At 73.0% G+C, this 13,362-nt stretch carries 14 protein-coding genes; 9 read left to right on the forward strand and 5 right to left on the reverse strand.

All coding sequences use genetic code 11. The annotated features are described in order from the left end of the window. Nucleotides 1–114: 114 nt before the first annotated feature. Complete coding sequence (locus ACIRD3_RS16595; protein ID WP_402216557.1) at nt 115–873, reverse strand: gamma-glutamyl-gamma-aminobutyrate hydrolase family protein; 759 nt, start codon at nt 871–873, stop codon at nt 115–117. 156 nt (nt 874–1,029) lie between these two features. On the opposite strand from ACIRD3_RS16595, the gene ACIRD3_RS16600 reads away from it, so the two are divergent. From ACIRD3_RS16600 to ACIRD3_RS16610, 3 genes are all read left to right on the forward strand, one after another. Beyond that, entirely contained in the window at nt 1,030–2,415 is a 1,386-nt protein-coding gene (locus tag ACIRD3_RS16600) for a glutamine synthetase family protein (RefSeq protein ID WP_402216559.1), read from the forward strand. A gap of 120 nt (nt 2,416–2,535) precedes the next feature. Beyond that, nucleotides 2,536–3,336, forward strand: a complete 801-nt coding sequence (locus tag ACIRD3_RS16605; protein ID WP_402216560.1) for a 3-oxoacyl-ACP reductase — start codon at nt 2,536–2,538, stop codon at nt 3,334–3,336. A gap of 109 nt (nt 3,337–3,445) precedes the next feature. After that, the gene (locus ACIRD3_RS16610) at nt 3,446–4,624 is read left to right on the forward strand and encodes a DUF2510 domain-containing protein (protein WP_402216562.1); all 1,179 of its coding nucleotides are present in this window, start codon (nt 3,446–3,448) and stop codon (nt 4,622–4,624) included. 124 nt (nt 4,625–4,748) lie between these two features. On the opposite strand, the gene ACIRD3_RS16615 is transcribed toward ACIRD3_RS16610, so the two are convergent. From ACIRD3_RS16615 to ACIRD3_RS16625, 3 genes are all read right to left on the reverse strand, one after another. Beyond that, entirely contained in the window at nt 4,749–5,666 is a 918-nt protein-coding gene (locus ACIRD3_RS16615) for a lytic polysaccharide monooxygenase (RefSeq protein WP_402216564.1), read from the reverse strand. Between the two features lie 241 nt (nt 5,667–5,907). Further along, nucleotides 5,908–6,330, reverse strand: coding sequence for a hypothetical protein (locus ACIRD3_RS16620; RefSeq protein ID WP_402216566.1), 423 nt, complete (start codon nt 6,328–6,330; stop codon nt 5,908–5,910). Nucleotides 6,331–6,379: 49 nt separating this feature from the next. After that, nucleotides 6,380–7,597: an amino acid deaminase/aldolase gene (locus ACIRD3_RS16625; RefSeq protein WP_402216568.1), complete on the reverse strand. Its 1,218-nt coding sequence runs from the start codon at nt 7,595–7,597 to the stop codon at nt 6,380–6,382. A gap of 91 nt (nt 7,598–7,688) precedes the next feature. On the opposite strand from ACIRD3_RS16625, the gene ACIRD3_RS16630 reads away from it, so the two are divergent. Beyond that, nucleotides 7,689–8,462 carry an SseB family protein gene (locus tag ACIRD3_RS16630; protein WP_402216569.1) on the forward strand — a complete coding sequence of 258 codons (774 nt, stop codon included), beginning with the start codon at nt 7,689–7,691 and terminating at the stop codon, nt 8,460–8,462. Nucleotides 8,463–8,520: 58 nt separating this feature from the next. On the opposite strand, the gene ACIRD3_RS16635 is transcribed toward ACIRD3_RS16630, so the two are convergent. Continuing rightward, the gene (locus tag ACIRD3_RS16635; protein WP_051829769.1) at nt 8,521–8,898 is read right to left on the reverse strand and encodes a DUF1844 domain-containing protein; all 378 of its coding nucleotides are present in this window, start codon (nt 8,896–8,898) and stop codon (nt 8,521–8,523) included. A 473-nt stretch (nt 8,899–9,371) separates the two neighbouring features. Between ACIRD3_RS16635 and infC the strand changes: the two genes are divergently transcribed. The 5 genes from infC (at nt 9,372) to ACIRD3_RS16660 (ending at nt 13,144) form a co-directional block, all read left to right on the forward strand. Next, nucleotides 9,372–10,106 (forward strand): translation initiation factor IF-3, encoded by a 735-nt coding sequence (gene infC / locus ACIRD3_RS16640; RefSeq protein ID WP_402217052.1) that lies wholly within the window; start codon nt 9,372–9,374, stop codon nt 10,104–10,106. 142 nt (nt 10,107–10,248) lie between these two features. Then, nucleotides 10,249–10,443, forward strand: a complete 195-nt coding sequence (gene rpmI, locus ACIRD3_RS16645) for a 50S ribosomal protein L35 (RefSeq protein ID WP_153460093.1) — start codon at nt 10,249–10,251, stop codon at nt 10,441–10,443. A 109-nt stretch (nt 10,444–10,552) separates the two neighbouring features. Then, a complete protein-coding gene (rplT, locus tag ACIRD3_RS16650; protein ID WP_030055649.1) occupies nt 10,553–10,948 on the forward strand; it encodes a 50S ribosomal protein L20 in 396 nt (131 codons plus the stop codon). A gap of 113 nt (nt 10,949–11,061) precedes the next feature. Continuing rightward, the gene (locus ACIRD3_RS16655) at nt 11,062–11,928 is read left to right on the forward strand and encodes a TrmH family RNA methyltransferase (RefSeq protein ID WP_402216573.1); all 867 of its coding nucleotides are present in this window, start codon (nt 11,062–11,064) and stop codon (nt 11,926–11,928) included. Between the two features lie 112 nt (nt 11,929–12,040). Then, the gene (locus ACIRD3_RS16660) at nt 12,041–13,144 is read left to right on the forward strand and encodes an ATP-binding protein (protein WP_402216576.1); all 1,104 of its coding nucleotides are present in this window, start codon (nt 12,041–12,043) and stop codon (nt 13,142–13,144) included. Nucleotides 13,145–13,362: the final 218 nt, after the last annotated feature.

The raw sequence follows: 13,362 nt of genomic DNA on the forward strand, positions 1-13,362 counted from the left end.
TGCGCCGACCGGGTGGCCGGCGGCGCCCTCCGGGTGCCGCCCGCGTTCCGGCGGGGCGACGCCCGATCCCCGTCCCCGATCCCCGCCCCCACCCGGCGCTGCCGCCCGTGAGGCTCAGCGCAGGGCCGCCGCGTCCAGGACGGCCACGTCCAGCCCGGACATGTCGAGCGCCGCCGGGGTGGCCGCCCGGACGAGGGCCCGCATCAGCCGCAGGTCGTCCCCCTGCTCGGGGTGCCACTGCACGCCGAGGGTGAAGCCCGGCCCCTCCACGGCCTCCACGGTGCCGTCCGGCGCGTGGGCGCTCACCCGCAGTCCGGCCCCGACCCGGTCGACGGCCTGGTGGTGGAAGGTCGGCACCTCCAGTTCGCTCTCCGGCAGCAGCCCGCCGAGGAGCGTGCCCGGCACCGGCCGTACCAGGTGCGTGCCGTAGCGCCCGGGCGAGCCGTTGTGCACGTCCACCGGCACCACGTCCGGCAGGTGCTGGACCAGCGTCCCGCCGCACACCACGTTGAGGACCTGCATGCCGCGGCAGACCCCCAGCAGCGGCATCCCCGCCGCGAGCGCCGCCCGGAGCAGCGCGACCTCCCAGACGTCGCGTTCCGGTGAGTCCACCTCGGTGGCCGGGTGGGCCGGCTCGCCGTAGTAGGCGGGATCGATGTCCGGCCCGCCCGCGATGACGAGGGCGTCCAGCCGGGCGAGCACCTCGGGTGCGCGTTCCGGGGCGTCGGGCGGCAGCAGGACGGCGATCCCGCCGGAGTCCTGGACGTACGCGGTGTAACGCTCGGGGACGAGGGCCACCCGCCGGTCCCGCCAGTCGCTCCAGCTCGCGTTCACCAGATAGGTGCTGACGCCGATCAAAGGCCTGCGATCCATGGCGCGCATTCTCCTCCCGAACCATCTGATCCCTCGTCAACCACGCATATCGGCGCGCCACACCCGTCCGCCCTCTTCCGCCCCGCGAGGCGGAGGCCGTACGGTTCGCTGTGACCGCATGATCTCAAAGAGTGATCGAGGAAGGATGGTTCAGCTGTGTCCGAACAGACCGCCGCGGGCTCGCCGCCCCGGCCGCCGCTGTCTCTGGACGAGCTGCGCGCCCTGGTGGACGCCGGCCAGGTGCACACCGTGGCGCTCGCCTTCACCGACATGCAGGGCCGGCTGCAGGGCAAGCGCTTCGCCGCCCGCTTCTTCCTCGACGAAGTCGCCGAGCACGGCGCGGAGGCCTGCGACTACCTGTTGGCCGTGGACGTCGACATGAACACCGTGGACGGCTACGCCTTCTCCTCCTGGGCGACCGGCTACGGCGACTTCGCGATGCGCCCGGACCTCGGCACCCTGCGGCTGATCCCCTGGCAGCCCGGCACCGCCCAGGTGACCGCCGATCTGGCCCGGCACGGCGGGCACCCGGTGGACGCCGCCCCGCGGCAGGTGCTGCGCCGTCAGATCGCCCGGCTCGCCGAGTACGGCCTGGCCGCGGACATCGGTACCGAGCTGGAGTTCCTGGTCTTCCGCGACACCTACGAGCAGGCCTGGCTGGGCGGTTACCGCGGACTGACTCCGGCGAACCTGTACAACGTGGACTACTCGATGCTCGGCACGGCCCGCGTCGAGCCGTTGCTCTCCCGGATCCGCAACGAGATGGCCGGCGCGGGACTGGTCGTGGAGTCCGCGAAGGGGGAGTGCAACCTGGGCCAGCACGAGATCGCCTTCCGTTACGCCGACGCCCTCACCACCTGCGACCAGCACAGCGTCTACAAGACCGGTGCCAAGGAGATCGCCGCCCAACTCGGGTGCGCGCTCACCTTCATGGCCAAGTACGACGAGCGCGAGGGCAACAGCTGCCACATCCACCTGTCGTTGCGCGACGCGGTCGGCGCGCCGGCCTTCGCGGACCGGGACGGCCGGATGACGGACACCATGCGGCACTTCCTGGCCGGTCAGCTGATCGCGCTGCGCGAGTTCAGCGTGCTGTACGCCCCGAACATCAACTCCTACAAGCGGTACCGCCCGGGCTCGTTCGCCCCGACCGCCGTCGCCTGGGGCCGGGACAACCGCACCTGCGCCTACCGGGTGGTCGGCCACGGCCCGGGCCTGCGGATGGAGAACCGGGTGCCGGGCGGCGACGTCAACCCGTACCTGGCGGTGGCCGGGATGATCGCGGCGGGCCTGTACGGGCTGCAGCGCAAGCTGGAGCTGCCCGCGCCCTGTCTGGGCAACGCCTACGCGGTGGAGGACTACCCGAGGGTGCCCGGATCGCTGCGCGAGGCGGCCGAGTTGTGGGGCGGGAGCGAGCTGGCCCGGGAGGCCTTCGGTGGCGACGTGGTGGACCACTACCTGAACATGGCCCGGGTCGAGCAGGCGGCCTACGACGGCGCGGTCACCGACTGGGAGCGCTACCGGTCGTTCGAGCGGATGTGAGCCGCGCCCGGGCCGGCCACGAGCAGCCCTGACCACGAGCAGCCCTGGCCACGAGCGGCCCTTGACCGCGACCGGCCCTGACCACGAGCAGCCCTCACCACACCGAGGAGTGACAGCCCGATGAGCGACAAGCACGCCGTGCGGGAGGAGCCGGTCTGTCGCCGGCTGGTCGGCCGCACGGCCGTGGTGACCGGCGCCGGCAGCGGGATCGGCCGGGCCGCCGCCCGCCGACTCGCCTCGGAGGGGGCGCGGGTGGTCTGCGCGGATCTCGACGAGGAGAGCGGCCGGGCGGCCGCCAAGGAGGTCGGCGGGCTGTTCGTGCACACCGACGTCACCGACCCGTACATGGTTGAGGCGCTGTTCGACGAGGCGTACGAGACCTACGGCAGCGTGGACGTCGCGTTCAACAACGCGGGCGTCTCCCCGCCCGAGGACGACTCGATCCTGACCACCGGCCTGGACGCCTGGCGCAGGGTCCAGGAGGTCAACCTGACCTCGGTCTACCTGTGTTGCAAGGCGGCCCTGCCGTACATGCGCCGGCACGGGCGGGGTTCGATCATCAACACCGCCAGTTTCGTGGCCCGGATGGGCGCGGCGACCTCCCAGATCTCGTACACCGCGTCCAAGGGCGGGGTGCTGGCGATGTCCCGCGAGTTGGGCGTGCAGTTCGCCCGGGAGGGGATCCGGGTCAACGCGCTCTCGCCGGGGCCGGTGGACACCCCGCTGTTGCGCGAGCTGTTCGCCGCGGACCCGGAGCGGGCCGCGCGCCGGCTGGTGCACATTCCGCTCGGCCGGTTCGCCCGGGCCGAGGAGATCGCGGCCGCGGTGGCGTTCCTGGCGAGCGACGACTCCTCGTTCATCACGGCGAGCGAGTTCCTGGTGGACGGCGGCATCTCCGGGGCGTACGTCACCCCGCTGTAGTCCGCCTCGCCGCGGCCGGCGCGGTTCTCACCGTAATCTCATCGGAAAACCCGGGAATTGCGGGTCGCGCTGATTTCGCGTTTATCCGGCTGCCCTTAGATTCTTTGCTGTGAGTGAGCAGATCCCCGCCGGGTGGTACCCGGACCCGAAGGACACCACCGGCGACCCGAGACCGCAGCGGTGGTGGGACGGCAAGGGCTGGACGGCCAGCACCCGGCCCGCACCCTCGGACGCCCCGGAGCCGGCCACCCCGGAGCCGGTCGCCCCGGCGGCGTCCGAGGCCCCGGCGGCCCCGGCGGCCGGCGAGCCGGGGCCGGGCACGGACGAGCAGCCCAAGGTGCTGGAGGGCGAGGTCCTGGACAGCGGCCCGACCGTCCGCTTCCCGGAGCCCCCGCCGTTCGGCGCCGCCTACGGTTCGCCCGTCCCGCCGCCGCGCAAGCCGTGGCGCAAGCCCTCCAAGCTGGTCGTGGCGACCGCCGTCGCCGCCCTGCTCGGCCTGGGCGCGGGCTCGGGGATCACCTACCTCGCGATGGACGGCCACGGCGACAAGTCCAAGCCGACCGCCCAGCACCCCCCGCGCGGCGGCTACGGCCCCTGGGACGGCTTCCCCGGCCTCGGCGGTGACGGCGGCAGCGGGGACGGCAGCGGCAGCGGCAACGGCAAGGGCGGCGGCGGGAACGGCGGCAGCGGGGACGGCAAGGGCAGCGGCAAGGTCCGTCCCGGCGCCGACAAGGCGATCGACATGGTGAACCGGCTGGTCCTGCCGGTCCCGAACGGCTGGAAGGCCGGCACCTCCGCCAACGGCTACGCCGCGATCACCGTCGGCTCCTACACCTGCGCCGACGGCAGCGGCGAGGAGTGCACCCTCGGCGGGGTGAACACCGGCCGGATCGACGGCGGCGGCAAGGACGTCCAGTCGGCGGCCAAGGACGACATCGCGAAGGCCGCCAAGGAGTCGTACGGCGACATCACCGGGCACCAGGAGCTCAAGTCCGAGGCCGTCAAGGTGAACGGGCAGGACGGCTACCTGGTCCGCTGGAAGGTGGACGCGCCCAAGGGCAACAACGGCTACGTGCAGACCGTGGTCTTCCCGTCCGCCGACGGCAAGGCGCTGGTCTCGGTCCACTTCGGCTTCGACATCGCCGACAAGGCGCCGGACGTCGCCGTGATGGACACCATCGTCAAGGGCATCACCGACTACAAGGGCAAGTTGCCGAGCATCCCCGGGATGCCCGGCTCGGGCTCCGGGGCGGGCGGCACCGCCGGCCCGGGGGGCACCACCACCTGAGCCCCGCGCTCCTCACACGGCGGCGGCCCACCCGGGAGGGAAACCTCCGGGTGGGCCGCCGCCGTCCTGCGGTGACGGAACCGGGTCGGACGGGGGTGTGACCGGCCCGGCCCCGCGTCCGGCGTCAGGAGTCGCGTCGAACAGCCTCGACACGACGGCGCCGGAGCACCATGCCGGCCCAGCCGACCCCGATCGCCGCGGCGCCGGCGAGCAGCAGCGGGCCGGTGGCCGAGGTGCCCGCCACGGCCGCGGAACTGGTCGGGACGATCTGGCCGGCCGGCGCGTTCGGGTCCCCGCCGTGGCCGTGGTGGGCGACCGTCGACTTCGGCGCGTCGGCGGCGATCTGGGCGTCGCCGGGCGCGGCCGGGGCCTTCGCGGCGAGCGCCGGGGCGGCAGCGGCGGCGGTCGAGCCGAAGTCGACGTCCGAGCAGCTGTAGAACGCCTCCGGGCTGTCGCTGCGCTGCCAGACCATGTAGAGCAGCTGGCGGCCGGTGCGCTGCGGCAGCGCGCCGGAGTAGGTGTAGTACCCGTCGGTGGCGGTCCGGGTGACCTGCACCTGCGCCACCGGGGTCGGGTCGAGGTCCGACCACTTCAGCGGCTTGGTCGGGTCGTAGCCCGGCTTGGTGATGTAGACGGTCTGGGTGCCGACGTGCGGCGCGGTGGTGCGGAACTTGAAGGTGAACGCGCCGGCCTTGACCGGGGTGGCCGGCCAGTCGGTGCGCGGCCAGTCCAGGGCCTTGTACTTGTCGCGGTTGGCCGAGCAGAGCTTGCCGTCCGGGATCAGCGCCTGGTGGTTGCCGTCGGCGTTGGCGATGTTGACCTCGTTCCAGTCGTACAGCGGCTGGGTGCCGCTCGCGGCGACGAGGTCCTTGCAGACCTGGGACACCGGGTGCTCGGGGCCCTCCGCGTAGCAGGCGGCGATCCGGCTGACGGGGTTGGTCATCGTGCCGTGGGCGCTGGCGGTGCCGGCCGTGGTCGCGGCCACCGAGAGGACCGCGGCGCCGACCACGCCGACGGACAGGGCAGTTCGCTTGAGGGACATGGGGTGTGGGACTCCTTGACCGTCGTTCCGGGCGAGTGTGGGGGACCGGGCACGCCTGCCCGTTGGGGGCCGCCGGCCCGGCGCGCGACCCCCGGCCAGAGCGTAGGATTGGTCTGGACCAGAGCGCAATAGCCGCGCGTGGAGCTCTTGTTGACGGACTGTAGGCCCAAGAGCAGCACAAAGGCCCGATGGAAGGCCGGTGTTAGCCGTTCCATCGGGCCCGGTTAAGGCTGGGGAAAGGTCAGAAGGTCAGATCGCCGTTGATCGTCTCGGCCTTGACCACCTTCTCGGCTTTGCCGATCTGGAAGACGCTGCCGTGGACCGTCATGTCCTTGAGCTCGTTGCGGTAGACGACGGGTGCCTGCTCAGGTGTCTGATCGTCGAACTCGTCCAGGATCGAACGGAGTTCGGCGACCGCGTCCGGATTGTTCCGCAGTGCCAGGCGCAGCCGCCGCTGCCACTGGGAGGCCTGGCCCTCGCCGATCTCCGGGTCCTCGGCGATCTCGGCCTGGATCTCGTCCAGCTCCAGCGACACCTCCTCCTCCCGGTCCCGCCCGAACAGGGCGGCGAACCGCGGCCGGACCCTCGACCAGGCCTCGCTGACCATCAGGCTCACCAGCGCGGTCGCGCCCCTCGTCGCAAGGTCCGTGATCTCGGCTTCCATGCTGCTCCCCTCGTCACTGCCACCTGTCGGCACCACGGTAGACGAAGCGTCAGAGGAAGGTCTTCCCCTCACCCCGGTACGTCGGCACCGTCCGGACGATCCGGTCCCCCTCGATCAGGTGCAGCTCCGCGAAGCGCTCGCACAGTTCGCCCGCCTTGGCGTGCCGGAACCAGACCCGGTCGCCGATCAGCAGGTCGTCCGCGGCCGGGCCGAGCAGCGGGGTCTGCACCTCGCCGGCGCCCTCCATCGGGTCGTAGCGCAGGCCCGGCGGGAGGTACGGCACCGGCGAGCGGTCCGGGCCGGCCGCGCCGGAGGCCGGGTAGCCGCCGCCGAGCACGGTGACCACGCCGAGGCCGGGCCGCCGCACCACCGGCTGGCCGAACAGGGCGGCCGGACGGCCCCGGAACGAGCGGTAGTTGTCGAACAGCTGCGGCTGGTACAGCCCGGAGCCGGCCGCGACCTCGGTGACGGCGCGCTCGGCGACGGTGGACTCGACGCTGCCGGTGCCGCCGCCGTTGACGAACTCCAGCTCGGTCACCTGCCGCAGCCGCCGGACCACCGCGGCGCGCCGCTCGGCGAGTTCGGTCCGGGCCTTGGCCTGCATCAGCCGGATCAGCTGCGAGCGCACCGGCCGCCCGGGCACCCGGTCGCCGACCCCGGCGACGTGCCCCTCGTACGCCATCAGGCCGACCACCCGGAAGCCGGGGCGGCGGTGGACGAGTTCGGCGAAGGCGCCGAGGTCCTCGGGGGTGCGCAGCGGCGAGCGGCGGGCGCCGACCCGGACGCGTCCGCCCAGCAGGTGCAGTGCGGTGTCCAGCTCCAGGCAGACCCGGACCTCGGCGTCGCCGGCCCGGGCCTTGTCGATCAGGTCCAGCTGGGCCGGATCGTCGAGGACGACGGTGATCTCCTGGGCGGCGTCCGGGTCGGCGGTCAGCTCGGCGAAGCCGTCGCGGTCGGCGGAGGGGTAGGCGAGCAGGACGTCGCGGACGCCGGTGCGGGCCAGCCAGAGCGATTCGTCCAGGGTGAAGCTCATCACCCCGGCGAAGCCGTCCATGCCCAGGACCCGGTCCAGCAGGGCCCGGCAGCGCACCGACTTGCTGGCGACCCGGACCGGCTTGCCGCCCGCCCGGCGCACCAGGTCGGCGGCGTTGGCGTCGAAGGCGGCGAGGTCCACGACGGCCACCGGCCCGTCCAGGTGGGCGGTGGCGCGGTCGTACCGGAGGCGGTCGGACACCGGAGCGGGAGCGGGCGCGTCGAGGATCACCATGGGCGCAGAGTGCCACAGCGGGCTACCGGTGGGTAGGGGGTGCGTGCGCGGAACTGGGGTCGGCCGGGGGCGGTGGCATAGGGTCGGGCGGGTGGACCGCAAAGACTTCTCCAACCCGGCGTTCGTCGGCAAGAGCATCCCGAACCCGGGCTTCGGTGACGACGACGGCACGGCCGACCCGGCGCTGGCCGAGGCCCTCGCGCGCTGGTCGCAGGACCGCGCGGCCGAGCCGGAGGTGCTGGCGGCGCTGGCCCCCACCCGGCTGATGGTCCCGATCGTCGCGATCCTCGGCGAGGTCGAGGTGGACGAGCACGGGCACCGGCACGACAAGTCCAGCGACATGGCCGTCCCGGTGCTGGAGGCCCCGGACGGGCGCCGCGCGCTGCCGGCCTTCACCTCGCTGGAGGCGCTCGCCCGCTGGCGCGCCGACGCCCGCCCGGCGCCGACGGCCGCGCCGCAGGCCGCGATGGTGGCCTTCTCGGAGCGCGCCGACACGCTGCTGATCGACCCGGCCGGGCCGGTGGCCTTCCAGCTGTCCGGTGCCCGGCTGCGGGCGCTGGCGGAGAACCGTCCGTTCCTCCCGCCGGTGCGGGACCCGGAGGTGCGCGCGGCGGTCCGGGCGCTGCTGGCGGCCGAGCCGCAGGTGGTCAGCGGGCTGCTGGCGGCCTCCGAGGGCTCGGACGGGGTGCTCGCGGTGGTGTTCGACCCGGCGCTGGACCAGCCGGGGCTGCAGGCGGCCGCGCAGCGGGTCGGGCAGGCGGTGGCGGCGGACCCGGTGCTCCGGGTGCGGCTGGACCGGGGGCTGGACCTCGCGGTGCTGCCGGCGGGTGCGGAGCTGCCGGGGGAGCCGCTCTACCGGCGGTAGGGAACGCCGGAGGACCACCTACCGGACCCGGTAGGTGGTCCCCAGTGCTCGCACGACCTCAGGAGTAGACCGGCCCGGTGAACTTCTCGCCCGGGCCCGCGCCCGGGGCGTCCGGGACGAGCGAGGCCTCGCGGAAGGCCAGCTGCAGCGAGCGCAGCCCGTCCCGCAGCGGGGCGGCGTGGAAGTTGCTGATCTCGGGGGCGCCGGCGGTGACCAGCCCGGCCAGCGCGGTGATCAGCTTGCGGGCCTCGTCCAGGTCCTTGTCCTTCTCGCCGCCCTCCGCGAGACCGCACTTGACGGCGGCCGCGCTCATCAGGTGCACGGCGACGGTGGTGATCACCTCGACGGCCGGGACCTCGGCGATGTCGCGGGTGAGGTCGTCGAAGCCGATCGCGTCGTCGTCCGCGCCGGGGGTCTGGGTGGGCTCGCTGCTCAAGGGGGGCTCGTTCCGTCGTGCCGTGTGGGTACACGTGGAGCGTACAAGGGCTCCGGAACGCGCCGGGAAGCCCGTGCGCCGGGGCGGAATAGCGTTCGACCGCGCGACGCTGTAAGCTTCGAGACTGACCGGCCGGGCTCCCGCATGGGCGCCTGGCCAGCAAGTGGAGGCTCCACTGAGGAGGCCCGAGAGGGCAACCGCGAAAGTCTCCCACCTGATCGACCTCGCGGTCGACGGGTCCCGGTCCGCGACGGACGCCCAGGCGTCGAGTCGCCGCAGCGCCCCTCCAGGCGCCGCCCCCGGTTGTGTGGAGCCCCGCTTGTACCGAGCGGGGCTTTTTTCGTGTCGCGGTGCACACGGTACCGAGGTACCGGGCAGCGCAGCACGAATGAAGCCCCGCCCAGTGGTCGAGTCCACTACGTGCGACCGCCGTCCGACGGCCGCATCGCAGAAGGTGCAACCGAGGAGGCCCCATCAGCACCGAGCCCCGCATCAACGACCGGATTCGCGTCCCGGAGGTGCGACTCGTCGGTCCCAGCGGCGAGCAGGTCGGCATCGTGCCGCTTGCCAAGGCGCTGGAGCTCGCGCAGGAGTACGACCTCGACCTGGTCGAGGTCGCGGCGACCGCCCGGCCGCCGGTGTGCAAGCTCATGGACTACGGCAAGTTCAAGTACGAGTCGGCCATGAAGGCCCGTGAGGCGCGCAAGAACCAGGCGCACACGGTCATCAAGGAGATGAAGCTCCGGCCGAAGATCGACCCGCACGACTACGACACCAAGAAGGGTCACGTCGTTCGGTTCCTCAAGCAGGGCGACAAGGTCAAGATCACGATCATGTTCCGTGGTCGTGAGCAGTCCCGCCCCGAGCTGGGCTTCCGCCTGCTGCAGCGGCTCGCCGACGACGTCCAGGAGCTGGGCTTCGTCGAGTCCTCGCCCAAGCAGGACGGCCGTAACATGATCATGGTTCTTGGCCCGCACAAGAAGAAGACCGAGGCGATGGCCGAGGCCCGCGCCCTCGCGGACGCCCGCAAGGCCGAGCGTCAGGGCCGGACCGCCGGTTCCGACGCCGCCCCCGCGAGCGACGACGCGGTGGCCGAGGACGCGGTGGCCGACGACGCCGTGACCGAGGCGCAGGACGCCCCGGCCGAGGCGCCGGCCACCGAGGCCGACGCTCCGGTCGAGCAGCCGGCCGCCTCCCAGGGCGCCTGAGCCTTCACCGGCCAGGAGGCCCGGGAGACCGGCCCCTAGGGTGACGGGGCGCCCCGCCCGGTCACCGCAGATCCATCCAGTTCACGCCCGCGTGGCATCCGCTGCGCGGGCGTGGACGGGACCGACGAGGAGATACGGCGAAATGCCGAAGCAGAAGACGCACAGTGGCGCCAGCAAGCGCTTCAAGATCAGTGGCTCTGGCAAGGTGCTGCGCGAGCGCGCCGGCCGCCGCCACCTCCTGGAGCACAAGCCCTCGACGCTGACCCGCAAGCTGGCCGGGACGATCGAGATGGCCCCCGCTGACGCCAAGAAGATCAAGAAGCTTCTCGGCAAGTGATCGCCTTCCCGCCCGGCGAGAGCCGTGCGCGGGGCAGCTGATCCTTCCCGACCCATTCGAATGACGGACCACGTGAAGTAGTCCGTGGTCCAACCCAAGGAGTAATCAAGTGGCACGCGTCAAGCGGGCAGTCAACGCCCACAAGAAGCGCCGGGTCATCCTGGAGCGCGCCAGCGGCTACCGTGGCCAGCGTTCGCGCCTGTACCGCAAGGCCAAGGAGCAGGTCACCCACTCGCTGGTCTACAACTTCAACGACCGCAAGAAGCGCAAGGGCGACTTCCGTCAGCTGTGGATCCAGCGCATCAACGCTGCGGCCCGTGCCAACGGCATCACCTACAACCGCTTCGTGCAGGGCCTGAAGGCCGCCAGCGTCGAGATCGACCGCAAGATGCTGGCCGACCTGGCCGTCAACGACCCGGGTGCGTTCGCCTCCCTGGTCGAGGTCGCCCAGAAGGCGCTGCCGGCCGACGTGAACGCCCCGAAGGCCGCCGCGGACGCCGCCTGATCTTCCGAGATCGGTTGAGCTCTGACCGGACCCGCAGACTCTCCTGCGGGTCCGGTTCTGCATTCCAGACCCTCAGCGACCGCCGTCCGCCAGCGCCTCCAGAGAACGAGACCATGCCGAGCACCGACACCCCCCTGCTGACCTCCCTGCGCTCGCCCCGCGTCGTCGCCGCCCGCCGGCTGGCCAAGCGCAACCAGCGCACCAAGGAGCGCCGCTTCCTGGCCGAGGGCCCGCAGGCGGTCCGGGAGGCCGTCGCCTTCGGGAGGCTGCCGGGCACGTCCGAGCACGCGGTGGTCGAGGTGTACGTCACTCCGGAGGCCGCCGAGCGGCACGCCGGCATCGTCGAGGCCGCGCTGGCCGAGGGGCTGCCCGTGCTGACGGCCACCGACGAGGTGATCGCCGACATCTGCGACACCGTGACGCCGCAGGGCATCGTGGCGCTCTGCCGCTTCATCGACACCCCGTTCGACGAGGTGCTCAGGGCCCGCCCGAAGCTGGTCGCGATCCTCGCCCACGTGCGCGACCCCGGGAACGCCGGCACCGTGCTGCGCACCGCCGACGCGGCCGGCGCGGACGCCGTGGTGCTCACCGACGCCTCGGTGGACCTCTACAACCCGAAGGCCGTCCGGGCCTCGGTGGGCAGCCTGTTCCACCTGCCGGTGGCCGTCGGCGTGCCGGTCGAGGAGGCCGTCGGGAAGCTGCGCGAGGCCGGCGTCCGGGTCCTGGCCGCGGACGGCGCGGGAGAGCGCGACCTGGACCAGGAGCTGGACGAGGGCACCCTGGGCGCGCCCGGCGCGTGGGTGTTCGGCAACGAGGCGTGGGGGCTCCCGGAGGAGACCCGCGCGCTCACCGACGAGGTCGTGCGCGTCCCGATCCACGGCCACGCGGAGAGCCTCAACCTGGCCACCGCCGCGGCCGTCTGCCTGTACGCCTCCGCCCGGGCGCAGCGTTCGCCCGGCGGCTGCCGCACCAAGGCCTGACCCCGGGCGCGCGCCGGGATCCACCCGGCAAGCCCTACTGCGGGGGCCTGGGAGGCGCTAGGGTCTGCCTCGGTGGGGGGAACGGCACGGTGGGTAATCGGGGAGGCAACCCATGGTCGGCAGCGGGCCCGAGCTCGACCCGGACGACCTGCCGGACGGCCTGGTGGTCGCCGACGCGCTGGGCCGGGTGGTCCGCTTCAACCGGGCCGCGGCCCGGCTCACCGGCGTGCTCCCGCAGGCCGCGCTGGGCTGTGCGCTGGAGGACGTCCTCCCGCTGGAGGACCTGGACGGGCGCCGCTGGTGGCAGCTGACCGACCCGTACGGCGGCCTGGCGATCCGGACCGGCCAGCCGGAGCGCAATCTGCTGCTGCCCGGCGGCCGGGAGGTGCTGGTCTCCGCCCGGTACGTCCGCGCGGTGCCCTGCGGGCCGCTGGAGCGCCTGGTGATCGCCCTGCGCGGCACCGAGGCCCGGCGCCGCACCGAGCGCAGCCACGCCGAGCTGATCGCCACCGTCGCGCACGAGCTGCGCTCCCCGCTGACCAGCGTCAAGGGCTTCACGGCGACGCTGCTGGCCAAGTGGGAGCGGTTCACCGACGGGCAGAAGCGGCTGATGCTGGAGACGGTGGACGCGGACGCGGACCGGGTCACCCGGCTGATCGCCGAGCTGCTGGACATCTCGCGGATCGACGCGGGCCGGCTGGAGCTGCGCAAGCAGGTGGTCGACCTGGCCGCCGCGGTGCGCCGGCACGTCGAGCGCAAGGTCGCGACCGGCATCCCCGAGGAGCGCTTCGACATCCGGATCGCCGAGCCGCTGACCGTGCTGTGGGCGGACCCGGACAAGGTCGACCAGGTGCTCGCCAACCTGCTGGAAAATGCGGTGCGGCACGGGGAGGGAACTGTCACGATCGAGGTGGCACCGGCCAAGGAGGTCGTCGAGGCGCCCGTCTGGGAGCGCTCCGGCACCCCGCCCCGCATCGTGGAAGGCACAGCGGTCACCGTGAGCGACGAAGGCAGCGGCATCCCCGAGGAGTCGATGCCGCGCGTCTTCACCCGCTTCTGGCGCGGCTCCAAGCGCGGCGGCACGGGCCTGGGCCTCTATATCGTCAAGGGCATCGTGGAGGCCCACGGCGGTTCGATCCGGGTCGACCGCGCCCCCGGCGGCGGCGCCCGGTTCCGATTTATCCTGCCCGCCGGCGTTCCGGACTTCATGCTCTGACCGAGCGCCGGAGTCCCGCCGGGCGGGCATCGCGGCAGCGGCGCTACGCGCTGCGACTACACTCGACCTTTGGCGTCGCGCAACGCCCTGTGCGGCTGAGCCGCGGACACCCACTCCCGTGAGCCTCCGGTGAACGGAGACCGGCTGCCCGTGCCCCGGCCCCGCCGGGCGTGACGTGAAGGCGAGCCCACACACCTGAGCACGGACGAGCAGGAGCA

It is taken from the genome of Kitasatospora sp. NPDC093550 (assembly GCF_044764985.1).
GTDB lineage: Bacteria > Actinomycetota > Actinomycetes > Streptomycetales > Streptomycetaceae > Kitasatospora.